Source organism: Methylobacterium sp. WL1, from assembly GCF_008000895.1.
Lineage (GTDB): Bacteria > Pseudomonadota > Alphaproteobacteria > Rhizobiales > Beijerinckiaceae > Methylobacterium.
Map to the genome: position 1 here is coordinate 3,106,678 of NZ_CP042823.1, position 22,532 is coordinate 3,129,209.

Here is a 22,532-nt window from a genome sequence, read left to right on the forward strand (position 1 = left end):
CAAGGACTTAGAGTTGTTCCCGATCGCAGCGTGATCGGGAAATGCTTAAGTGATCCGCCTCGACGAACGCCACGCGATGGCGCTGACCCAGCCGCTCGCGGCGCATCTACGGACCAACCTGTCGCTGCGATGACCGTGGCGGTTCCATGGGGGACCGCTGCGGTCTGATTCAGGTCAGACGGCCGAAACCGGATCGTTGGCGGAACGCAACGTCGGCAGCTGTTCGACCACGCAGCCACACGCCCAGGACAGCGGCTTCAGCGTGGCGAAAACCACTGATCCGTCACCTTCGGCCAGAGCGAAACGATCTTTTTGTTGTCGACATTGATCCAACGGACATCCGCACTGGGATGCTCGGCTTTGAAACTCTGGTAATGAACGTCGTTGCACATGAGATAAAAACTGATTGCAGACGTGATGCTGCTATCGATATGCGTGATACTGTAGATGTAAGCATCCCACTTCGCGGCATCTTCGGCTTGCCGGACTGCCTTGCTCTCGGCGATCGACCGATCCAGCGCGGTCGCCATCGGGACAGCATCACCCGAACGCTGTGATCCGGTATCGACGTCGCTGCGCACCGTCGCCGCCGCGCGCGTATCGCCCGTGCGCTGCGGCTGAGGCGCGTTCTCCGGCCCATCCGTCTTCGGAGATTGCGCAAGCTGGGCCGTTGATACGGTGGCGTCCGAAGCGGGTTGGCGTGCCCGGACCAGCGACAGGACCGCGTCGGCCGTGAGCGCGTAAGTCGTCCTCGGATCGAACGCCACCGGCTTCGCAAGTTGGTTTGCCATCACGGACGCAATCCGCTCCGGCTCATCGACCAGCTGCGGCCTCAGCGCGGCGCCAGAGGCAGACGCAACGGGGCTGACAGCGAACATCTTACGAACTCCGTGTGTTAAGCTGGACACCGGTTGACAAAGGATGTTCTCAAAAACTCCCTCCGGTTTCTGAAGTCTGAGCGCTTATCACTTCGGCGCGCTGCTCAGACGGCGCTTTACTTGACTTCGAAGGGCTCGTTTCCGCCCCAAGACTTCGGTCGTCGTTGTCGCCTGGCTGGCGACGCTGCCAGCTTGTGGGCTGGCAGCGTCGTTTCTTGGCTTCAAGAATAATCTCGGACACCAATCAGACCTGACCTTTTGGGTCATATAGACTGTTAAGCGCGATCAATATTTCAATCAATTGAGCGCTATAGAATTTGAATATCCGGGTGCGCGAGCAACTCGCGTAGACCTTCCGAAAGCGATCATCGCGGAGGAAGGGTACCGCTGAGGCGTCATGCCTCAGGCACAAGAATAAGAACGTGCGAGCATTGCCGTGTCAACAGGCGAGTCCGCTGTGCGGCCTGGGCAGGTATTTGCAGCAACGCCGCACCGATATTCTTTCCCGTCATACGATCATGCACCTCGGACGCGCTATAGATCGGCGGGTCGCGCGATATTGATCGTCTTGCAAAGTTCAGGGCGCGTCCCGGCCTCGTGATGAGCCCGCGGGCCGACACACGAATTTCACACCTGTGCCATCGATACGGCTACGCAGGCGGGCGAATCGACCGCGAAACGGTGTCATCCGCCCGCCGAAGTGCATCCGATGGCGAATCGATGCCGGCCGGTAGGCTCGATCAGGCCCGCGCCGGCGCAACGCCCCGCTGCCGGCCTCGTCCGAGGCCCACGACAAGCAGGCAGCCCGATCCCGACAGCACCACGAGGGGCAACAGGCCGAGCGGGTAGCTGCCGGTGGCATCCTTGATCACACCGAGCAGGTATGTGCCGATGAACCCGCCGATATTGCCGATCGCGTTGATCTGCGCGATGCCGGCCGCCGCCGCTCCGGCCGACAGCCATTCGGTGGAGAGCGCCCAGAACGGCCCCTTCACCATGTAGGTCGCCGTCACCGCGAGGCACAGGATCAGGATCGTCGGCAGCAGCTGCGTGGTCGCGATCGAGGCGGCGAGGCTCAGCGCCAGCAGGCCCAGCGGGATTGCCGTGTGCCAGACCCGCTCCCGCCGCCTGTCGGAGGACCGGCCCCACAGGATCATCAGCACCGAGGCGATGCCGAACGGGATCGAATTCAGCAGGCCCGTCTCCAGGTTCGTCAGCCCGAACGACTTGATGATCTGCGGCTGCCAGAGCGACAGGCACTGGCTGGCCCCGGAGGCGCCCGCGTAGATCAGCGAAGCGGCGAGCACGTAGCGATTGCGCATCACTTGCCAGACCGAGAGATGCCGGGCCGGTGCCGCCTCGCCCGGCACGACGGAGGCCCGCTCGGCGGCCAGCCGATCCTGTAGCCACGCGCTCTGCTGCGGCGTGAGCCACCGCGCCTTGCCGGGGCCGTCAGGCAGGACCGCGAATGCGATGATCCCCAGCAGCACCGCCGGGATCGCCTCGAGGATGAACAGCCATTGCCAGCCGCGATAGCCCAGCATCCCGTCGGTGTTGAGGATCGAGGCCGAGATGGGTGAGCCGAGGAAGCTCGAGATCGGGATCGCCACCATGAACACGGCCACGATCCGCCCCCGATAGGCGCGGGGAAACCAGTAGGTGAGGTACAGGATCACCCCGGGAAAGAAGCCGGCCTCGGCGGCGCCCAGCAGCAGGCGGACCGCGTAGAACGAAGTGGGCCCGACGACGAACGCCATGGCCGCCGAAACCAGCCCCCAGGTGATCATGATCCGGGCGATCCAGATCCGAGCGCCGAACCGCTCCATGGCGAGGTTGCTCGGCACTTCGCACAGCACGTAGGACACGTAGAACAGGCCGCCGCCCAATCCGAACTGCGCCGCGGACAAGCCGATATCGTGGTTCATCTGCAGCGCCGCGAAGCCGGCATTCACCCGGTCCACGAACGCGATGAAGTAGGCGAGCATCAGGAACGGCAGGATCCGCCAGGTGATCTTGCGCAGGGTCGCCCGCTCGATATCCGAAACGGGTTCCGGCACGTTTGTCGGCGCCATCTTAATCCTCCCGGCTCTGTCGGCTCGGCTTGGATCAGGCACGGCCCCGCCACCAGTCCTGAGGCACGACAACTTCGCGCCACTGTCATAGTCTGCCCTCCGGTGTTGCTTGCCGGTTGCGATACGCGCCGATAGCCGCCTCCGGGCCGTCGGTGCGGTTTGCCCACGGCCCGCGGACATGCGAGAGAAGCGGCATGTTGACGGTGGATAGCCTTTGGCGCGCGCGGCACCGGCTTGCGCAGATCGGGAAGAAGCGGACGGGCTCGCCTCGCATCCTTGTGGTCGGAGTCTGCCAGGCCGGCTCCATGGCCAAGGTGCTGCGTTTCCTGCTGCCCGACGCCCAGGTCGATTTCGTCTCGGCCTTCACGGTCACCCGGCGCTTCCCGAAGCTCGTGGACCTGATGGCGCATGCCGACGGCTACGATCACGTCTATTCCAGCATCTACCTGCCCCGGTTCAAGGACGGCGGCACGATCGACCGGTTTCGGACACACCCGAAGGTCCGGCTGATCCCCACCATCGTGTTCGGCGCCTACCATCCGGATCTGATCCATGTCGGCGTGCAGGATGCCGTCTCGCTCAACGGCCTGATCTCCGGGCCGATGGGGCATTCGCATTCGGCGATCACGCTCTACGCCTATCTGGCCGGCTTCTCGCAGGCGCAGGCGTTGCGCCTGTTTGCCGAGCCGGTCTTCGAGCGGCTGGGCTATTTCGATCTCTGGAACGAGTCGGTCGCCTACCTGCGTGGCCTCGGCGCCCAGGCGCAGTACGATCTCGATACGCACCTGACGCGGTGGGCGCGCCGCGGCTGCTTCATGCACTCGATCAACCACACCAAGCTCTACGTGGTCGCCGACCTCGCCCGCGGGCTGCTGACCAAATCCGGCGTCGCCTACCCCGAATGCGACCTGGACGCCTTCGTGCCCGACGACCTCGGGGGCCAGGGCAGCTGGCCCGTCTATCCCGAGATTGGCGCGCATTACGGCATTCCCGGCAGCGCGCTCTTCTTCAAGGCCGAGACGCGCCGCTCGGGCCCTGCCCGCACGATGACGCGGCCGGAATTCGTGGCGGCGGCCTACGCGAACTACGACAAGCGCCCGCGCGAGGCCCTGGTCTCGCGGCGCGTCCAGGACTGGCGCAACGATCCGGCGACGGTGGACTTCTTCCGCGAGGCGGCGGGCCGGGACATCAGCCCGATCCGCCCCTCCGGACGTTCCCCGGCGTTGGCGTCGAACAGCCTGGCCGGCCACGCATCCTGATACGACGGCACTGTCTCCCCTTTCCCGGCACTGGCACCGTCCGGGTCGGGGCCGACCGAGGTTCTGGAGCCCCGATGAGCCGGCAGCCTCGTAAGAAGACACGCGCCGGTCGCTTCGGGATCGCGGCCATCCTGACCGGTCTCGGCTCGGCCGCCGGGCTCGTCGGCTGGAGCCGGTTCGCCGTCGACCGCCACATGGACCTGCCGCCGGCCCTGCCCGGCCGGCACGAGATGCTCGCGACGGATCGCGCCGGCGCGCTCTCGCTGTATGGGACGACCGACCGGGACGGCGTGCCGCTCCTGCTGATCCACTCCATCAACGCGGCCGCGAACGCCTACGAGGTCCGTCCGCTCTACCTGCATTACCGCCAGACCCGCCCGGTCTACGCCCTGGATCTGCCGGGCTTCGGATTCTCCGAGCGATCGCGCCGCCTCTACACGCCCCGCCTGATGGTGGAAGCGATCCGTGCGGCCGTCGCCGAGATCCGGCAACGGCATTCCGTTGGCGCCATCGACGCGATGGCGCTGTCGTTGTCCTGCTCCTACCTCGCCCGCGCGGCTGTCGAGCGGCCGGAGGATTACCGCAGCCTCGGCCTGATCAGCCCCACCGGGTTCGATGCGCGACTCTCCGGCGACGGACCTCCGGACGGCCATCGGGGACGCGACGGACTGCGCAACCTGCTGGACCGGCCGCCCCTCGGCCGGCCCCTCTTCGATGCGCTGGCCTCCCGGCCGAGCATGCGCTTCTTCCTGCAGAAGACGTTCGGCTCGAAGGACATCGACGAGGGTCTGTTCGCGTATGATTACGCCTCGGCCCACCAGCCGGGTGCCGAGCACGCCCCGTATTGCTTCATCGCAGGCCACCTGTTCCCGACCGACACGACGCGTCTCTACGAGACGTTGCGCCATCCGGTCTGGATGGCGCACGGGCGGCGCGGCGACTTCGTCGATTACCGGCTGGCGCCGCGGGTCGCGGGCCGGCCGAACTGGCGCGTCCTCACCCTGCCGACCGGCGCCTTCCCGCATTTCGAGCGGCCAGACGACATGATCGCCGACTTCGACACCTTCCTGGAGAACCTTACCTGGGCGCCGGCATCGCCCCCGGCGTGATGCGATCGCGTCACCTGCGGGGCTGGCGGGATACGCGTCGGGCGGCGTTCTGCGCGTCAGCGCAGGCGCAGAAGGGTGCGCAGCCGGTCGAGCACGGTGGGATTCAACTCGCGCCGGACCCGCCGCTCCGCGAACGCGTCGACTGAAAAGCGGTCGGTCGGCACGCGCCGGAGGAAGCGCTCGGCGATCTCGTAGACCACGAGGTCGGGCTTCACGGCGGCGACGTAGGCCCAGTCGATCTCGGCGGACCAGATCGCGTGAACCTCGCGAAAGCTCTCGGCCAGCATCGCGGTGAGGCGCGGCCCCTGATCGAACACGTAGGAATCGCCGAACAGCACGATCCGCCGCGGATCGGCGGCCTCGAGATTACGCATCACCGCGCGCGATCCGACGAAGAAGCCGCCCCGGCCTGCGACCCGTCCGGTCTCGCGCAGATGCACCAGGGCGTTGGCCTCGCTGCGCTGGGCCCGCCGGGGGAATTCGTGGGCGAAATAGGCCTCGTCCACCGGCGGCTTGAGCTTGCCGCCGAGATCGAACACGAAGCGCGCGGGTTGGCCGGTGGCGTCGAGCACGTGCGGCGCCGGCGCGACCGCGAGCGCTTCGCACAGCGCCCGGTAGGCCGCGATGTAGCCGCGATGGTTCCAGTGCGTATCGGTGCGGAGATAGACCGGTTCCTCGGCGCGCGCCGCCCGCAGGGGCTCGTAGAGATCGACCAGGTCCGCCCGCGTCTGCGTCGCCAGGAGCCGGCCGAGCCGCGCGCCGGGCGGATCGGCCAGGCCCGGGAACGGCCGGTCGAGCGTGTCGGCATGGATAGCGATCTTCTCGGGCACGATCGCTTGGACGTAGGTTGCGCCCAGGGACTCGGCCCGACGGACGCGGCCGACGACCAGCCGCACCCATCGGCGCAGCAAGCGGCGTGTCGCCGGGGAGTCGGTGTACAGATCCACCAGTTCGTCCGAGCGGCCGACCCAGAACAGCCAGCCGTTCCGCCCAACCGCGATACCGCGCGCGCCTGCCTGAGACAAAGTTAGGCCATCCTCCAAGAGCGCCTGCCGGCACGCCGACACATGCCGCCCGACGGCGCCGGAAACAAGCGGAAACACCCGGGCCGTTCAGGAGACAAGCCGTCGAGCGCGCCGGCTGAGACGACCAGGCTGGCGTTGTGGTGGACCGGTCCCCGATCGATCCGGTAAGGATCGGACCGCCGCCCGGAGCGGCGACAGCCCTTGGATTCCGATGATCGATCTGACGCTCGAGGCCGCCCGCAGCATCGTGGATACCGCCCTGCGCGAAGCCCGGACCCGTGGGCTGAAACCGATGGCGGTGGTGGTGTACGATGACCGGGGCGCGCTCAAATCGGTGTCTGTCGAGGACGGCACGTCGCTGCGCCGGGCCGAGATCGCCTGTGGGAAGGCCAACGGCGCCCTGGCGCTGGGGCTCGGATCCCGGGCGATCCATGCGCGGGCCGAGGCGCAGCCCTATTTCGTCGCCGCCGTGAGCCACGTCGCCGGCCCGGCCGCGCTCGTCCCGGTGCCGGGCGGCGTGCTGATCCGCTCCCGCGAGGGGCGGCTGCTCGGCGCGGTGGGCATCTCGGGCGACACGTCCGACAACGACGAAATCTGCGCGGTGGCGGCGATCGAAGCCGCCGGCCTGGTGCCCGAGACCGGCGCCTGAGGATGGCGATCCGCCGGCGCGCGTGGCTGGCCGGCGTCGCGGCCCTCGCGGTGGCGCGGGTCGCCCACGCCGGCGAACCCGGCCTCTATCGCCGCGGCAACGACGCCGATCCCGAGACCCTCGATCCGCACCGGTCGTCCACGGTGGCGGAGGCGCATATCCTGCGCGACCTGTTCGACGGCCTCCTGACCTACGACAATCACGGGGCCATCATCCCGGGCGCCGCCCGATCCTGGACCGTCTCCGATGACGGACTCATCTTACACTTCGAGCTGCGTCCGGACGGACGATGGTCGAACGGCGACCCCGTCACCGCGGACGATTTCGTCTATGCGTTCCGCCGCATCCTGGCGCCGCCCACGGGGGCGAAATACGCCGAGATCCTGTTTCCGATCCGCGGGGCGGCGGCGGTGAACCGCGGCGATGCAGCCGGCGACACCCTCGGGGTCGCGGCGGAAGGGCCTCTCCGGCTCAGGATCGCCCTCGAACAGCCGACGCCGTATGTCCTCGAGCTCCTGACCCATCAGACCGCCCTGCCGGTGCACCGCGCGTCGATCGAGCGCTACGGCGATGCGTTCACCCGCCCGGGCAACTTCGTGACCAACGGCCCCTACCGGCTGGTCGACCGGGTGCCGGGCGGGGCGATCACCCTCGAGGTCAATCCGCACCATCCCGAAGCCCGCGCGATCGCGATCCGGCGCGTCGCCTTCCTGCCGACGCCGGACTTGTCGAGCGCGGTGCGCCGCTACACGGCGGGGGAACTCGACTCGCTGTCCCAGCTCCCGGCCGACCAGATCGCCGACCTGCGCCGCCGCTTCGGCGCCCAGGTGGTCCTCGGTCCGTCGCTCGGGCTCGAAGCCCTGGTGGTCAACACCCACAAGGCGCCGTTCTCGGACCGGCGGGTCCGCCAGGCGCTGTCGCTGCTCATCGACCGGGAATATCTCGCCGACGGGCTCTACGGCGGCACCATGAGCCCCGCCTATTCCCTGTGCCCGCCGGGCATCGACAATTACCGGACGCCGCCCGAGACCGCGGGGCGCCTGGGCCTGCCGATCGACCACGAGGCGCAGGCGCGCCGCCTGCTCGACGAGGCCGGTTTCGGGCCGGGGCGGCCGCTCACCGTGGAGTACCGGTTCAACGTCAGCGACAACAACCGCAACACCGCGGTGGCGGTGGCCGAGATGTGGCGCGACCTCGGGATCGAGACACGGTTTGTCTACACCGACGCCAAGACGCATTTCGCGTATCTGCGCGACGGCGGCAGCTTCGACGTCGCCCGCTATTCTTGGATTGCCGACTATTCCGATCCGCAGAATTTCCTGTTTCTGCTCCAGAGCGGCAACGATGGGTTGAACGCCGGCCGCTGGTCGGACGCGGCCTACGACGCGCTCCTGACCAGCGCGGCCGCCGAACGCGACCTCGCCCGCCGGGCCGAGCTGCTCTGCGATGCCGAGTCCATCGCGCTGCGCGAGCTCCCCTGGATCCCGCTGATGCATTATCGCTCGAAGGCGCTGATCGCACCGCGGCTGCACGGGTACGTCCCGAACCTGCGCAACGCCGCACCGACCCGCTTCATGAGGCTCGACGCGTGATCCGCTTCATCCTGCGCCGCCTCGCGCAGTCGGTGCCGACGCTGTTCGCGGTGGTGGCCGTGAGCTTCTTCCTGATGCGGCTGGCGCCCGGAGGGCCGTTCGACCTCGAGCGTCCGCTGGCGCCGGCCGCCATGGACAACCTGCGGCGGGTCTACGGCCTGGACCGGCCGCTGATCGTGCAGTTCGGCGGGTACCTGGCGGCCCTGGCGCGGGGCGATCTCGGCCCGTCCTTCTCGTTCCGCGACCAAAGCGTGCGCGACCTGATCGCCCGGGGGCTGCCGATCTCGGCGACCCTCGGAGCCCTGGCCCTGTCGCTTGCGACCTGCCTGGGGATCGGGCTCGGAACCGTGGCGGCGCTCCGGCGCGGCGGCGCGCTGGACCGGCTGCTCGGCCTCGGCGCGGCGCTGTCGCTGTCGCTGCCGAGCTTCGTGGTGGCGCCGCTCCTGCAGATCGTGTTCGGGCTGACCTTGCGCTGGCTGCCGCTGAGCGGCTGGGAGGGCGGCGCGCCGAGCCACCTGATCCTGCCGGTGGTGACCCTCGCGCTGCCGCAGGTGGGCGCGCTGGCACGCCTGACCCGCGCCTCGCTCGGCGAGGTGCTGCGCACCCAACCGGTGCGGACCATGCGGAGCCTCGGCCTGCCGCCCGTTCGCATCACCCGGCATGCGCTGCGCGGGGCGCTCCTGCCGGTGGTCGCCTACCTGGCCCCGCTGGCGGCGGCCCTGCTCACCGGATCCGTGGTGGTCGAGACCATCTTCGGCCTGCCCGGCATCGGCCGCTACTTCGTGGAGGGGGCACTCAACCGCGATTACACGCTGGTGATGGGCACTGTCCTGGTGGTCGCGGTGCTGGTCATCGCCCTGAACCTGATCGCCGACCTCGCCTGTGCCTGGCTCGATCCGCGCCTGCGGCGGTTGGCATGAGCACCGGGGGCATCACCACCGGGCCTGCGGCGCGCATGCTGCTCCGGCTCGGCCGCGAACGGGTGGCGATGGCCTCCCTGGCCGTGCTCGTCCTGACCGCGCTGACCTGCCTGTTCGGCCCGGCGCTGACCGGGCACGATCCGGTACGGGCCTATCCAGACCTGCGCCAGCTTCCGGCCGGCCTGAGGGCGCAGCCGGATGCCGAGCATCTGCGCCCGGCCCTCGAACGCCTCGCCTTCCGGATGCGGGCCCGCCTCGACGACGTGGCCCGCGACGGTGACACAGTACGCCTGACGCTGGGTTCGGAGACCGCATTCGACCGGCGCAGCCTCGTCTACCTGCCGCGCTCCGACCTGTTCGGAGAGCCGCGGGTCGTCGACGGTTCGCAGGATGGGACGCGTCTGATCGTGCGCGTGCCGGTGCGGCGCCTGTACTTCCCCCTCGGCACCGATGTGCATGGCCGCGACCTGCTCACCCGCTGCCTCGTCGCCGGCCGCGTCTCCCTCCTGATCGGACTCACCGCCACCCTGGTCGCGCTGCTCATCGGCGTCGGCTACGGCGCGACCGCCGGCTTCGTCGGCGGCGCCGTCGACGCCGTGATGATGCGACTGGTGGACGTGCTCTACGCCTTGCCGTTCGTGTTCTTCGTCATCCTCCTGCTGGTGTTCTTCCGGGCGAGCCTGACGCTGATGCTGGTGGCCATCGGCGCGGTGGAATGGCTCGACATGGCCCGGATCGTCCGGGCGCAGACCCTGTCGCTGCGCGAGCGCGACTTCGTCCGCGCCGCCCGCGCCCTCGGCCTCGGCACGCCCCGGATCATCCTGCGCCACATCGTGCCGAACACGTTCGGCCCGGTAGCCGTGGCGGCGACCCTGCTGGTGCCGCAGGTGATCCTGCTTGAGAGCTTCCTGTCGTTCCTCGGGCTGGGCGTTCAGGAGCCGCAGACGAGCTGGGGCGTGCTGATCGCCGAGGGCGCCCGGGCGATCGAGTCGGCCCCCCACATGCTGGCCGGTCCGGCCGCCTTCCTGATCGCCACCCTGGTCGCCTTGACGCTCCTGGGCGACGGCCTGGCCGACGCCGTCGACCCGCGCAGCGATTGACGTCAGCCCAGCAGCCGGATCGGCGAACCGGCGAGCCACGCCTCGATATCCTCCACGGCCTGGGTGAAGAACGTCCGGTAGTTGCTGCGCGTGACGTAGCCGACATGGGGCAGCGCCAGGACGTTCGGCAGGTGCCGGAACGGACTGTCGGCCGACAGCGGCTCGGTCTCGAAGACGTCGAGTCCAGCTCCCGCGATCCACCTCTCCTCCAAGGCCCGGACCAGGGCGGCCTGATCGACGATCGGCGCGCGCGACGTGTTCACCAGCAGGGCGCCCGGTCGCATCCGGCGCAGCTCTTCCTCGCCCAGAAGGCCGCGTGTGCGCTCGCCGAGCACCAGATGGATGCTGACGACATCGCTTGCCTCGAGCAGGGCGTCCTTGGACTGCGCACGCTCCACCCCGGCGGCTGCGGCCCGGGCATCGTCGAGGTTCGGGCTCCAGGCGATCACCCGCATGCCGAAGGCGCGGCCGATCTCGGCGACGCGCGCACCGATCTTGCCCAGCCCCAGGATACCGAGCGTCGCCCCGGCCAGATCGGTCCCGATCGTGCTCTGCCACGGACCACCGTCCCGAAGATTCCGGTTCTCGACCGCAAGGTGGCGGGCGAGGCCCAGGATCAGCGCCCAGGTCAGCTCGGTCGGCGGCGTGGGGCTCGATCCCGTGCCGCAGACCGTGATGCCCCGCGACCGCGCCGCCGCGACATCGATCGCGAGGTTGCGCATGCCGCTGGTCACCAGCAGCTTCAGGCGGGGCAGACGCTCCAGCAGATCCGCCGGAAACGGCGTGCGCTCGCGCATGATCACCAGGATCTCGGCCTGGTCGATCCTGGCCACGAGGGCGTCCCGATCCGCGATGTGCTCGGTGACCGGCGCGACCGCGACCCGGTCGGACAGGCGCGCCCAATCGGCGAGGCCGAGCGCCGCGTTCTGATAGTCGTCGAGGATCAGGCAGGTTCGCACGCAGCACACTCTCGGCAGAAGGTCGCAAACGTCTCGAGAAAGTTCTCTGCCGACAACCGGTTGGCTGGCACGCCGACGATATGCGCGATGCGCTCCGGAGTCTCGTTGAGCAGCGGCAGACGCAAGAAAAGATCGGTGTTGAACTGCGTGCTGACCGTCGCGAGCACGGTGCGCAGAGCCTGCAGCATGTCGTCGCCCCGGTGAGACGCATGCACGAGCGCGATGGGCTTATCGATCACAAACGATGTTGATATCAGCCAATCGATGGCATTCTTCAGTCCACCGGGAATAGACCGGACATATTCCGGACTCGCGATGATCATGCCCTGGCAGTCGCGCACGCTTCGCAGGAATTCCTGTGCCGCGAGTGGAGTGAGCGAACCTTCTAAATCCGGCGAGAAAATGGGGAGGCTGCCGACACGGTCGTAGACGGAGATGCGAATACGCTCCGGTGCGATGGCTTGCAGTGCCCTCAACAGCGCGGTGTTCGTCGAAGTATGGCGCGTGCTTCCAGACAGCGCGAGAAGCCTCACATCCAACTGACGGCCCGACGCAGACGATGCTTCGGACATCAACGCGCCGCCGCCAACGCCTCAAACGCCATCGCAACCCCGGCCGCTCCCGGATCCTCGACACCAGCGAGATCCGCCGCCGCGAGGTAGCTTGACCGACCGGTGGCGGCGCGGTCCATCCGGGCCGTGGCGGCGGCGCCCGCGCGGGCGGCAGCGGCGGCGGCGTCGAGGCCGTCCGATTTCAGGGCTTCGAGCGCCGGGATCAGGGCGTCCAGCAGGGTCCGGTCGCCCGGGCCGGCACCGCCGTAGCCCCTGACCCGGGCCACGCCGTCTTCCAACGCGTCGGGCCAGGACGCACCGTCGGTGAGCGCGGACGCGGCGGCGGCGAAGAAGATCGAGGCCAGCACGCCGCTCGAACCGCCGACCGCGCGGCCGATCCGCTCCGCCAGCGCGCGGCACAGGGCTGCCGGGTCGGCCTGCGGCAGCCGGTCGATCTCCGCTTCCACCGCCCGCGCGCCGGCGAAGGTGGTGCCGGTGTCACCGTCGCCGACCTTCGCGTCCAGGGCGTTGAGCGCGCCCTCCGAGGCGATGAGCGCCCGCGTGACGGCGGCGAGCCGCGCGGCCACCGCGGGATCGCGCGACGGCGCGAAGGATTCGCCCGCGAGCTCTGCGGGAAGCGGGCGCAGGACCGGCGGCGCGATCCGCACCGCACCGGGCCAGGCCGGCACGGGGACCGGCGCCAGCAACGCCGCCTCGATCGCGTCGTCGAGTGGCAGGATCGACACCGATGCCCCGTGCATGTCGAGCGCAGTCATCAGCGGCGCCGGCCCGAGCAGCAGGCGCACCCGCCGGCCGAGATCGGTGGCCAGCACCGCCTGGGTCAGGACCTGCATCTCCAGGGCCGTGGCCGAGCCGAGATTGTTCATGAGGAGCGCCAGCGGCCCGGTCGCGGAGAAGCGCTCGGTCATCAGACGGGCCAGATCGCCGGCGCCGGGCAGCGCGATGCGCTCCACCCCCGGCTCGCCATGGATGCCGAGCCCGAGTTCCGCCTGCCCCCCCACGAAGCGCTCGCTCCGGGGCGAACCGGGAATGGTCGCGGTCGAGACCGCGATCCCCAGGGATTGCGCCGAATCCGCCACCCGGCGGGCGAGCGCCGCGACGGCCTCCAGCGGGGCGCCCGCCTGCGCCGCGTGTCCCGCGACCTTGTGCACGAACAGGGTGCCGGCCACGCCGCGCGGCTGCTTGGCCGCCGGGAGCGCAATGTCGTCGGACACGACGACGGTCTCGACCTTGCGGCCGAGGGCCCGGGCCCGTTCGGCCGCGAGGCCGAAATTCAGCCGGTCGCCCGCGTAGTTCTTGATGATCAGCAGGCACCCGGCCGGCCCGGTCACCGCCAGGATCCCGGCGAGGACCGCATCGACGCTCGGCGAGGCGAAGACGTCGCCGCACACGGCGGCACTCAGCATGCCGGCTCCGACGAACCCGGCATGGGCCGGCTCGTGCCCGGAGCCGCCGCCCGAGATCACCGCGACCTTGTCCGCATCCAGGTCGGCGCGCAGCACGACGCGGATGTCGGGGTCGCCGTCCAGCCGCGCCAGGCGGCCGCCGCTGGCCGCTAGGAGCCCCGCTATGGCGTCGCCGACCAGGGTGGCGCGAGCCTCGATGAAGTGGGCCATGGCGTGACCTTCCGCGATCTCGGTCCGCAGCTCTCACAGTGCGGCGGCGGGGCGGAGTGTCTGAGCAATCGCAGGCCCCGGCACAATGGCTGTCGGCGCATTTTACGCGATGTTCGGGCCCGCAGCCGCTACTCCTTCACGGCGCCGGTGAGCGCGGAGACGTAGTATTCCACGAAGAACGAGTAGAGGATCACCAGAGGTAGTGAGCCGAGCAGCGCGCCGGCCATCAGCGAACCCCACTTGTAGACGTCGCCGTCCACGAACTCGCTGACCACCGCGATCGGCACGGTCTTGTTCTGGGTCGAGGACAGGAACGTCAGCGCGTAGATGAATTCGTTCCAGCACAGGGTCAGCGAGAAGATCCCGGCCGAGATCAGGCCCGGGAAGGCGAGCGGCAGGATGATCTTGGTCAGGATCTGCCACCGGCTCGCGCCATCCATGAGGGCGCATTCCTCCAGCTCGTAGGGAATGGTCTTGAAGTAGCCCATCAGGAGCCAGGTCGAGAACGGGATCAGGATGGTCGGATAGGCCAGGATCAGGGCGATCGGCGAATCGAACAGGCCGTAGGCCTGGATGATCGTGGCGAGCGGGATGAACAGGATCGAGGGCGGCACGAGATAGGCGAGGAAGATCGCCGCGCCGACCCAGCCGGCGCCCCGGTAGCGGATCCGCACGCAGGCATAGGCGGCCAGCACGCTCGCGAACAGCGACAGGATGGTGGCCGCCACCGACACGTACATCGTGTTCCAGAGCCAGCGTGGATACTGCGTCTCGAACAGGAGCTTGTTGATGTGCTTGAGCGTCGGGTCCACGACCCAGAACGGGTTGAACCGCTCCATGTCGATCAGCTGCTCGTCCGGTTTGATCGCCGTGAGCGCCATCCAGTAGAACGGGAACAGCAGCACCGCCAGGATGATGAGCAGCGGCAGGTAGGTGGTCACGAGCCGCCGCGGCAGGCGCTCCAGGTAGGCCATCCCCTCGCTGTCGTCGGTGAGGCCGGCGGGGCGGGCCGCCACGACGGAGGCGAGGCGCGGGTCGGCATGGGCGGGCGGAGCGGGTGCGCTCATCGGTCGGTTCCCCCGGCTTGCCAGGCCCGGCGCTGAAGGCCGAACCACGAGATGCCGATCGCGGCGAGAAGGAACGGCACCATCGCGGTGGCGATCGCCGCCCCCTCGCCGAGCGTCCCGGAGAGGATGCCGCGCTGGTACGACAGGGTCGCCATCAGGTGCGTGGCGTTGACCGGGCCACCCCGGGTCATCGCCCAGATCAGCTGGAAGTCGGTGAAGGTGAACAGCACCGAGAAGGTCATCACCACGGCGATGATCGGCGTCAGCAGCGGCAGGGTGATGCGCGAGAAGATCTGCCAGTTCGAGGCCCCGTCGAGGGTCGCAGCCTCATAGAGCGACGGCGAGACCGTCTGCAGCCCGGCGAGGAGCGTGATCGCGATGAACGGTACCCCGCGCCAGATGTTGGCGAAGATCACGCAGGCGCGGGCCATGCTCGGCTGACCCAGGAAATCGATGTTGCCGTCGATGATCCCCATGTGGCGCAGCGACCACGATATGATCGAGAACTGACTGTCGAAGATCCACCAGAACGCGATCGCCGACAGGACCGTGGGCACCACGAACGGGATCAGCACGATCGACCGGACGATCGACTTGAACGGCATGTTCTTGTTGAGCAGCAGTGCGAGGTAGAGCCCGACGCCGAACTTCACCACCGAGGCCACCGCCGTGTAAAGGCAGGTGTTGAACACCGAGAGCCAGAACACGTCGTCGTCCCAGAGCCAGGCGTAGTTCTCCAGGCCGATAAACGTGCCCTCCCGGCCGATCCGGGTGTTGGTGAAGGACAGCCAGATGCCCTTCAGCAGCGGATAGGCCAGGAACAGGCCCAGGATCAGCGCCGTCGGCAGCATGAACCAGAAGCCCGCCCAACCGCGGCTGGCGCGCAGGCGCTGCCAGGCCGAGCGGGTCAGGACCGCATTTGGAGCCGGCTGTGTCAGGGCCGTGTGCGCCATGGGTACGCCTCGAAATCGAGGCCGCGGACGAAGGGCCCGCGGCCGGCCGTGTTCAGGTGTTGCGGAAGATGCGCTGAGCGGCGCGTTCGGCGTTGCGGATCGCGGTCTTCACGTCCTCCCGGCCGGTGCAGTGGCTGGCGAACATGTCCACCACCACGAAGTCGGCCAGCACCGCGGCGATCCGCTCGCTCACCGGCGCGAGGCCGCCGGCCGCCAGCGACCGCCGCCCCGCCTCGGCGAAGACCGCGTTCTTCGGATCGCTCGTCCAGATCGGGTTCTTGGGATAGTTCGACAGCGGCTCGCACAGATAACCTTGCGCGGCCTCCAGCCAGGGATTGTAGTTCGACGCCTCCATCATGAAGCTGATGAAGGCCTTACAGGCATTGGGCGCCTTCGAGTATTTGAACGCCAGGATCGGGAAGGCGAGCTGGAACTCGGTGGGCTTGCCGGCGGGCCCGATCGGCCAGACCGCGTGGTCCATGTCCTCGGCGAGCTTCGGGTTGTCCTTCTTGGCCGCAGCGTAGATCGAGATGCCGTTGTTGGTCAGGTACAGGTCGCCCGCCAGGAACGCCTTGTTGTTGGACGAGTCGTTCCACGAGACGGTGCCGGGCACGAAGGTCTCGTAGAGGGACTTGACGTATTCGAGCGCCTTGGCGGTCTCGGGCGAGTTGATCACGATCTTCTCGTTGGCGTCCACCAGGTTGGCGCCGTGGGACCAGAGTGCCCAGTGGCACCAGGTGTTGCCGTCGCCGGTGGCATGCCCGAGGGCGAAGCCGGCCGGGGTGTTGTTCTTCTTCATCGCCCGGCAGAGTTCCAGGAACCCCGCTGTGTCCTCTGGGAACTTGCTGAACCCGGCCTTCTGCATTGCCGAGATCCGGTAGTTCGGGTAGCCGCCGTTGAAGCCGACCGGGATCGCGATCCACTTGCCCTTGACCTTGCCGTAGGCCTCCGCCGACGGGAACCACGGGCCGTACTTCTTGGCCAGCGAATCGGCGACGTCCTCCAGCGGCAGGCACTTGTCCGGGAACAGGGCCGGGAACGAGAACAGGCCCCAGACCATGTCGGGCCCCTGCCCGGTATTGGCCGCCACGGACGCCTTGGGCTGGATGTCGTCGAAGGATTCGTTGGTGACCGACACCTTGACGCCGGTCGCCTTGGTGAAGGCGTCCACCATCCGCAGGAACGCCTCGTCCTCGCTCGGCACGAAGCGCTTCCAGCGCAGGAGCGACAGGCTGGCGCCGGGCTCAGGCTTCCATTCGGCGGTCTGCGCCCAGGCCCGGGCGAAGCCCAGCAGGTCGCTGCCCGCGGCGAGCCCGGTCGCGGCGGCACCCGCCAGGAGGGAACGGCGGTCGAGTCTGGTCATCGTGGCGTCACTCCCTGAATGGATCGGCGCGCCCCGGACGCGGTTCGTCCGGGCGGCCGGGCTCGGCAACCGAAAACGGGTCAGGTCGGCAGGCGTCGTCCGGACTCGGCATCGAAGAAGTGCACGCGGTTCGGGCGCAGGTAGACGGTCTCGCCGGGCCCCTCGCTGACGCGCTCGCGCAGCACGCAGGTGAAGTCCTGACCCTGGGCGCGCACCGCCAGCATGGTCTCGGACCCGGTCGGCTCGACCACGACGACCTCGGCGGCGATCCCGTCGCGCGCCAGATCGAAATGCTCAGGCCGCATCCCGAGGACCAGCTTCCGGCCCTCGATGCCCGCCGGCGCCTCGTTCAGGGGGATCGTCAGACCCGAATCCGCCGCGAAGACGAGGTTCCCGTTCCTCCGGACAGTCCCGTTCACGAAGTTCATCGCCGGGGATCCGATGAAGCCCGCCACGAACAGGTTGTCGGGCCGGTCGTAGAGTTCCAGCGGCGGCCCGATCTGCTCGACCACGCCGTCGTGCATCACCACGATCCGGTCGGCCATGGTCATGGCCTCGATCTGATCGTGCGTGACGTAGATGGTCGTCGTCTTCAGGCGCTGATGCAACTCCTTGATCTCGGTCCGCATCGCCACGCGCAGCTTGGCGTCGAGGTTCGACAGCGGCTCGTCGAACAGGAACACCTGCGGATCGCGCACGATGGCCCGGCCCATGGCGACGCGCTGCCGCTGGCCGCCGGAGAGCTGGCGCGGGTAGCGGTCGAGGAGATGGGTCAGCCCGAGGATCTGCGCGGCCTTGCTGACGCGCTCGTCGATCTCGGCCGCCCGCGCCTTCCGGATCCGCATCGAGAACGCCATGTTCTCGCGAACCGTGAGGTGCGGGTAGAGCGCGTAATTCTGGAACACCATCGCGATGTCCCGCTCCTTGGGCGGAACATCATTGAAGACACGCTCGCCGATACGGATCTCGCCGCCGGAGATATTCTCCAAGCCGGCAATCATCCGGAGCAACGTCGATTTTCCGCAGCCCGAAGGCCCGACCAGGATCACGAACTCACCGTCCCGGATGTCCACGGACACACCGTGCAGGACGTTCGTCGATCCGAAAGCCTTGCGAACCTCGCGGATTCCCACCGAGGCCATGCTTCCTCCCAATCAGGGACGCTCTGACGGCGACTCCTGTCTGAGCAGTACAATAGAGCATCCGGCGGAAAGCAAGCCGGCCGACCCTGAATTTTGAATCATATCTCGTTTCTGTCAGGACCTTCCTGTGAAATCCTGCGTCCGGACGACCGGATCGGATTTCGGCGCCGGTGGCCATACGGTTGAGTTCGACCGGACTTGCCCGACGGGCCGGGATCGGTGACGAGGCCGCCGGCATGAAACATCCCACCGGAGCCTGAGCCGGCACCGGATGCTAAGGCGATGGCATCGGCCCCGCTGCCGGTGCGACGTCCGGGCATAATCGGAGACGGCGGGCAGGATCCCGAAGGAAGAGGACGGTATGGCACAATCCGGTCTGACCGCAGGCGAGATCCTTCCCAACGACGGCGTCCGGGGTACGCTGGTCGGACGGGTGTGGCGCCCGGATGTCGGCGGACCGAGCGTCGTGGCGATCCGGGCGGGGTCGGGCGGCGAGGCGCGCGTCGTCGACGTCACGGCGCGCTTCGCGACGGTCAGCGACCTGTGCGAGACGCCGGGCGCCGCCGCGGCCTGCGCGCCGCCGAGGGCGCGGATCTCGGCAGCCTCGACGCGATCCTGGCCAACACCCCGCCGGAGGGCCGCGACCCGGGGCAGCCGTGGTTGCTCGCCCCGGTGGACCTCCAGGCGCTGAAGGCCGCCGGCGTCACCTTCGCGACGTCGATGCTGGAACGGGTCATCGAGGAGCGGGCGCGGGGCGACCTGGCAGCGGCCGCGGCGATCCGCACGGAGGTCGAGCGCCTTGTCGGACACGACCTGCGCCGGCTGAAGCCCGGCTCGCCCGCCGCGATGGCGTTGAAGGAGGTCCTGGTCGCCCAGGGGGCCTGGAGCCAGTATCTCGAAGTCGGGATCGGGCCGGACGCGGAGATCTTCACCAAGGCGCAGCCGCTCTCCGCGGTCGGTTGCGGCGCGGACGCTGGGCTGCATCCGGATTCGCACTGGAACAATCCCGAGCCGGAAGTCGCGCTGGCCGTCTCATCCCAGCAGAACATCGTCGGCGCGACACTCGCCAACGATGTGAACCTGCGCGATTTCGAGGGCCGCTCGGCGCTGCTGCTCGGCAAGGCCAAGGACAACAATGCCTCCTGCGCCCTGGGGCCGTTCCTCAGGCTGTTCGACGAGACCTTCGGCCTCGACGACGTGCGGCGCACCACCGTGACGCTCGAGGTGACCGGGACCGACGGGTTCCGGATGGAGGGCACCTCCCCGCTCGCCGAGATCAGCCGCGACCCGGAGGAGCTGGTCGGGGCCCTGATGGGCCGCACCCACGATTACCCGGACGGTGCCATCCTGCTGCTCGGCACGATGTTCGCGCCGATCCAGGACCGGCACGGCCCGGGCCTCGGCTTCACCCATGTCGAGGGTGACCGCGTCGTCGTGGCGAGCCCGGAACTCGGCAGCCTCGTCAACCGCATGCGCCCGTGCGACGCCTGCGAGCCCTGGACGTTCGGCGCCCGCGCGCTGATGCGCAATCTCGCCGCGCGCGGGCTTCTGTGACAGAGCCTGACGCCCGCAGCTTTCCGGACCACACGGCCCCAGCCGCAGAGACCCATCCGATGACAGCCGCCGAATCGATCCTCGCGCGTCTCTCCGACATCGTCGGGCCCTCCGGACTCGTCACCGGCGCGGAGTTGCGCGGCCGGTCCGCGAACTGGACCCGGCCGACGGAGCCCTGCGCGGCGCTCGCCCTCGTGCGCCCGCGCAGCACCGCCGAGACCAGCGCCGTGATGGCCGCCTGCCACGCGGCCGGGGTCGCGATCGTGCCGCGGGGCGGCGCCACCGGCCTCGTGGACGGGACGCTCTGCGCGCCCGATGAGATCACTCTCTCCACCGAGCGGATGACCGGGATCGAGCCGATCGACCCGCTCGGCATGACCGTGGTGGTCGGCACCGGCGCCACCATCGAGAGCGTGCAGAACGCCGCCACGGAGAACGGCCTGTTCTTCCCGCTGGATCTCGGTGCCCGCGGTTCGGCCACGATCGGCGGCGCGATCTCCACCAATGCCGGCGGCCTGCGGGTGCTGCGCTACGGCATGATGCGCGAGATGGTGCTGGGCCTGGAGGCGGTGCTGGCCGACGGCACGGTGGTCTCGTCCATGCGCCCGCTGATCAAGAACAACACCGGGCTGGACCTTAAGCAGTTGTTCGTCGGCACCGAGGGCACGCTCGGCATCGTCACCCGCGCGGTCCTGCGCCTCCGCCCGGAGCCCGCCGGATACGCCACCGCGCTGATCGCCTGCCCGGGCGTCGACGATGGCGCCCGGGTCCTGCGCGCCGCCCAGAGCGCGTTCCAGGGGCGCGTGTCGTCCTTCGAGGGCTTGTGGCCGGATTTCTACCGGCTGATGACCGCCCCCGGCCGGGCGACGCCGCCGCTGAGCTACGATTATCCGTTCTACGCGATCATCGAGGTCGAGTGCGTCCCGGAGGAGTCCGACCGGTTCCTTGGCCTGCTGGAAGGCCTGATGGGGGACGGCACGATCCTCGACGCGGCCGTGGCCTCCTCGGAGGAGCAGCGCCGCGGCATGTGGCGCATCCGCGACCGCGTCGAGCACCTGAACGCCGATGGGATCGAGCGCGCCTTCGACGTGAGCGTGCCGCTCTCCAAGATGGACGGCTATGTCCGGGGCGCGCTGGAACGCCTGGCGGCGATCCCCGATTGCCGCGCCGTCGTCTACGGGCATATCGGCGACAACAACCTGCACTGGAACACGACCCGCCTCGACGCCGCCGGCAACGCAGCCATCGACGCCGCGCTCTACACGCCGCTCGCCGAACTCAACGGCTCGGTCTCGGCCGAGCACGGCATCGGCCTGGAAAAGCGGAGCAAGCTGCCGCTCTCGCGCTCGCCCGAGGAGATCGCCGCCATGCGGCTGGTCAAGCGGGCGCTGGACCCGGACAACCGGCTGAACCCCGGCAAGATTTTCTAGCGGTCGGCGATCGATGGGGTCCGTTCGGCTCGTGGTCCGCCTCACGCCGCGCGGCGGGCGCGATGCGGCGGATGGCTGGGCGCGGGATGAGAAGGGCCAGCCTTACCTGAAGGCGCGGGTGTCCGCGCCGCCGGTCGATGGCGCGGCCAACGCGGCGCTGGAAAAGATGATCGCCAAAGCGCTGAAAATCGGCCGCAGTTCGGTCCGGATCGCTGCCGGCGATCAAAGCCGGCTCAAGATCCTGGAGATCGAAGGCATAGCCCAGGCCGATCTCGATCGTATCTTCGGGGTGCCCGAGTAGGCGGCGGGCCGAGACCGTTCTGCCTCGGCCCGACCTGCCTCAGAACGCGACCTTGTCCCCGCCCTTCAGCGACAGCATCTCGCGGGCCTCGTCGGGCGAGGCGATCTCCAGCCCCAGCCCCTCGATGATCGAGCGGACGCGGCGGACCTGGGCGGCGTTGGTTTCCGCGAGCTTGCCGGGGCCGTCCCAGAGGCTGTCTTCCAGGCCGACGCGGACGTTGCCGCCCATTGCGGCCGCCATGGCGGCGATGTTCATCTGGTTGCGGCCGGCGCCCAGCACCGACCAGCGGTACTGATCGCCGAAGAGCCGGTCGGCGGTGCGCTTCATGTGCATCACGTCGTCGGGATGCGCGCCAATGCCGCCCTGCAGGCCGAACACGGTCTGGATGAACAGCGGCGCCTTCACCAGCCCGCGATCGAAGAAGTATTTGAGATTGTAGAGATGGGCCGTGTCGTAGCACTCGAACTCGAACCGCGTGCCGTTCGGGCCGCAGGTGGTGAGGATGTGCTCGATCTGGCCGAACGTGTTGCGGAAGATGATGTCCTTGTTGCCGAGGTAATCCCGCTCCCACTGGTGCTTCAGGTCCTTGAAGCGGTCGAGCATGCCGAACAGGCCGAAATTCATCGAGCCGAGGTTGAGCGACGCGACCTCCGGCTGGAAGGTCGCGGCTGGGCGGACCCGCTCCTCGATCGACATGGTCGGCGCGCCGCCGGTGGTGATGTTCACGACGCAGCCCGAGCGCTGCTTGATCACCGGCAGGAACTTGGCGAAGGCCTCCGGCGACTGGTCGGGCTGACCGGTCTCGGGGTTGCGGGCGTGCAGGTGGATGATCGCCGCCCCGGCTTCGGCAGCGCCGATCGCAGCGTCGGCGATCTCCTCCGGCGTCACCGGCAGGTGCGGCGACATGCTGGGCGTGTGGATCGCGCCGGTGACGGCGCAGGTGATGATGACTTTCCGCTGTGAGGCCATGC

General features: G+C 68.8%; 19 protein-coding genes and 1 pseudogene. 9 read left to right on the top strand and 11 right to left on the bottom strand.

Going from position 1 to position 22,532, the window contains the following annotated elements; all coding sequences use genetic code 11:
- Positions 1-257: 257 nt before the first annotated feature.
- Both FVA80_RS15165 and FVA80_RS15170 read right to left on the bottom strand, forming a co-directional pair.
- A complete protein-coding gene (locus tag FVA80_RS15165; protein WP_147906890.1) occupies positions 258-878 on the bottom strand; it encodes a hypothetical protein in 621 nt (206 codons plus the stop codon).
- A 740-nt stretch (positions 879-1,618) separates the two neighbouring features.
- Positions 1,619-2,950, bottom strand: coding sequence for an MFS transporter (locus FVA80_RS15170; protein WP_147906891.1), 1,332 nt, complete (start codon positions 2,948-2,950; stop codon positions 1,619-1,621).
- A gap of 194 nt (positions 2,951-3,144) precedes the next feature.
- Here FVA80_RS15170 and FVA80_RS15175 point away from each other — a divergent pair, with 194 nt between their 5' ends.
- Entirely contained in the window at positions 3,145-4,209 is a 1,065-nt protein-coding gene (locus tag FVA80_RS15175) for a WcbI family polysaccharide biosynthesis putative acetyltransferase (RefSeq protein WP_147906892.1), read from the top strand.
- Positions 4,210-4,283: 74 nt separating this feature from the next.
- Positions 4,284-5,318, top strand: coding sequence for an alpha/beta hydrolase (locus FVA80_RS15180; RefSeq protein ID WP_147906893.1), 1,035 nt, complete (start codon positions 4,284-4,286; stop codon positions 5,316-5,318).
- Positions 5,319-5,374: 56 nt separating this feature from the next.
- On the opposite strand, the gene FVA80_RS15185 is transcribed toward FVA80_RS15180, so the two are convergent.
- Positions 5,375-6,343, bottom strand: coding sequence for a hypothetical protein (locus tag FVA80_RS15185; RefSeq protein ID WP_246691964.1), 969 nt, complete (start codon positions 6,341-6,343; stop codon positions 5,375-5,377).
- Between the two features lie 211 nt (positions 6,344-6,554).
- Here FVA80_RS15185 and FVA80_RS15190 point away from each other — a divergent pair, with 211 nt between their 5' ends.
- The 4 genes from FVA80_RS15190 to FVA80_RS15205 are packed head-to-tail and all read left to right on the top strand — an operon-like array spanning position 6,555 to position 10,604.
- Positions 6,555-6,992, top strand: a complete 438-nt coding sequence (locus FVA80_RS15190) for a heme-binding protein (RefSeq protein ID WP_147906894.1) — start codon at positions 6,555-6,557, stop codon at positions 6,990-6,992.
- Between the two features lie 2 nt (positions 6,993-6,994).
- Complete coding sequence (locus FVA80_RS15195; protein ID WP_147906895.1) at positions 6,995-8,584, top strand: peptide ABC transporter substrate-binding protein; 1,590 nt, start codon at positions 6,995-6,997, stop codon at positions 8,582-8,584.
- Positions 8,581-9,504 carry an ABC transporter permease subunit gene (locus FVA80_RS15200; protein ID WP_147906896.1) on the top strand — a complete coding sequence of 308 codons (924 nt, stop codon included), beginning with the start codon at positions 8,581-8,583 and terminating at the stop codon, positions 9,502-9,504. The genes FVA80_RS15195 and FVA80_RS15200 overlap by 4 nt, the downstream gene beginning before the upstream one ends.
- Positions 9,501-10,604 carry an ABC transporter permease gene (locus FVA80_RS15205; RefSeq protein ID WP_187193362.1) on the top strand — a complete coding sequence of 368 codons (1,104 nt, stop codon included), beginning with the start codon at positions 9,501-9,503 and terminating at the stop codon, positions 10,602-10,604. Before FVA80_RS15200 ends, FVA80_RS15205 begins: the two co-directional genes overlap by 4 nt.
- Positions 10,605-10,606: 2 nt before the next feature.
- On the opposite strand, the gene FVA80_RS15210 is transcribed toward FVA80_RS15205, so the two are convergent.
- The 7 genes from FVA80_RS15210 to ugpC all read right to left on the bottom strand — a co-directional run bounded on the left by FVA80_RS15210 (position 10,607) and on the right by ugpC (position 18,276).
- Positions 10,607-11,563 (bottom strand): D-2-hydroxyacid dehydrogenase family protein, encoded by a 957-nt coding sequence (locus FVA80_RS15210; protein ID WP_187193364.1) that lies wholly within the window; start codon positions 11,561-11,563, stop codon positions 10,607-10,609.
- Positions 11,548-12,096: an NADPH-dependent FMN reductase gene (locus FVA80_RS15215; protein ID WP_147906963.1), complete on the bottom strand. Its 549-nt coding sequence runs from the start codon at positions 12,094-12,096 to the stop codon at positions 11,548-11,550. The genes FVA80_RS15210 and FVA80_RS15215 overlap by 16 nt, the downstream gene beginning before the upstream one ends.
- 38 nt (positions 12,097-12,134) lie before the next feature.
- Positions 12,135-13,751, bottom strand: coding sequence for a dihydroxyacetone kinase subunit DhaK (locus FVA80_RS15220; RefSeq protein WP_147957839.1), 1,617 nt, complete (start codon positions 13,749-13,751; stop codon positions 12,135-12,137).
- A gap of 128 nt (positions 13,752-13,879) precedes the next feature.
- The gene (locus FVA80_RS15225; RefSeq protein ID WP_246692423.1) at positions 13,880-14,725 is read right to left on the bottom strand and encodes a carbohydrate ABC transporter permease; all 846 of its coding nucleotides are present in this window, start codon (positions 14,723-14,725) and stop codon (positions 13,880-13,882) included.
- Positions 14,726-14,814: 89 nt separating this feature from the next.
- Entirely contained in the window at positions 14,815-15,771 is a 957-nt protein-coding gene (locus tag FVA80_RS15230) for a sugar ABC transporter permease (protein WP_147906899.1), read from the bottom strand.
- Positions 15,772-15,823: 52 nt separating this feature from the next.
- Positions 15,824-17,134, bottom strand: a complete 1,311-nt coding sequence (locus FVA80_RS15235) for an ABC transporter substrate-binding protein (protein ID WP_147906900.1) — start codon at positions 17,132-17,134, stop codon at positions 15,824-15,826.
- 80 nt (positions 17,135-17,214) lie between these two features.
- Positions 17,215-18,276, bottom strand: a complete 1,062-nt coding sequence (gene ugpC, locus FVA80_RS15240; protein WP_147906901.1) for a sn-glycerol-3-phosphate ABC transporter ATP-binding protein UgpC — start codon at positions 18,274-18,276, stop codon at positions 17,215-17,217.
- Positions 18,277-18,637: 361 nt separating this feature from the next.
- Here ugpC and FVA80_RS15245 point away from each other — a divergent pair.
- The 3 genes and pseudogenes from FVA80_RS15245 to FVA80_RS15255 all read left to right on the top strand — a co-directional run bounded on the left by FVA80_RS15245 (position 18,638) and on the right by FVA80_RS15255 (position 21,561).
- Positions 18,638-19,830 (top strand): annotated as a pseudogene (locus FVA80_RS15245) (fumarylacetoacetate hydrolase family protein).
- Between the two features lie 59 nt (positions 19,831-19,889).
- A complete protein-coding gene (locus tag FVA80_RS15250; RefSeq protein WP_147906903.1) occupies positions 19,890-21,260 on the top strand; it encodes an FAD-binding oxidoreductase in 1,371 nt (456 codons plus the stop codon).
- Between the two features lie 13 nt (positions 21,261-21,273).
- Positions 21,274-21,561 (top strand): DUF167 family protein, encoded by a 288-nt coding sequence (locus tag FVA80_RS15255; RefSeq protein ID WP_147906904.1) that lies wholly within the window; start codon positions 21,274-21,276, stop codon positions 21,559-21,561.
- A gap of 39 nt (positions 21,562-21,600) precedes the next feature.
- Here the strand turns inward: FVA80_RS15255 and FVA80_RS15260 are convergent, their stop codons facing one another.
- The gene (locus tag FVA80_RS15260; RefSeq protein ID WP_147906905.1) at positions 21,601-22,530 is read right to left on the bottom strand and encodes a 3-keto-5-aminohexanoate cleavage protein; all 930 of its coding nucleotides are present in this window, start codon (positions 22,528-22,530) and stop codon (positions 21,601-21,603) included.
- Positions 22,531-22,532 lie beyond the last annotated feature (2 nt).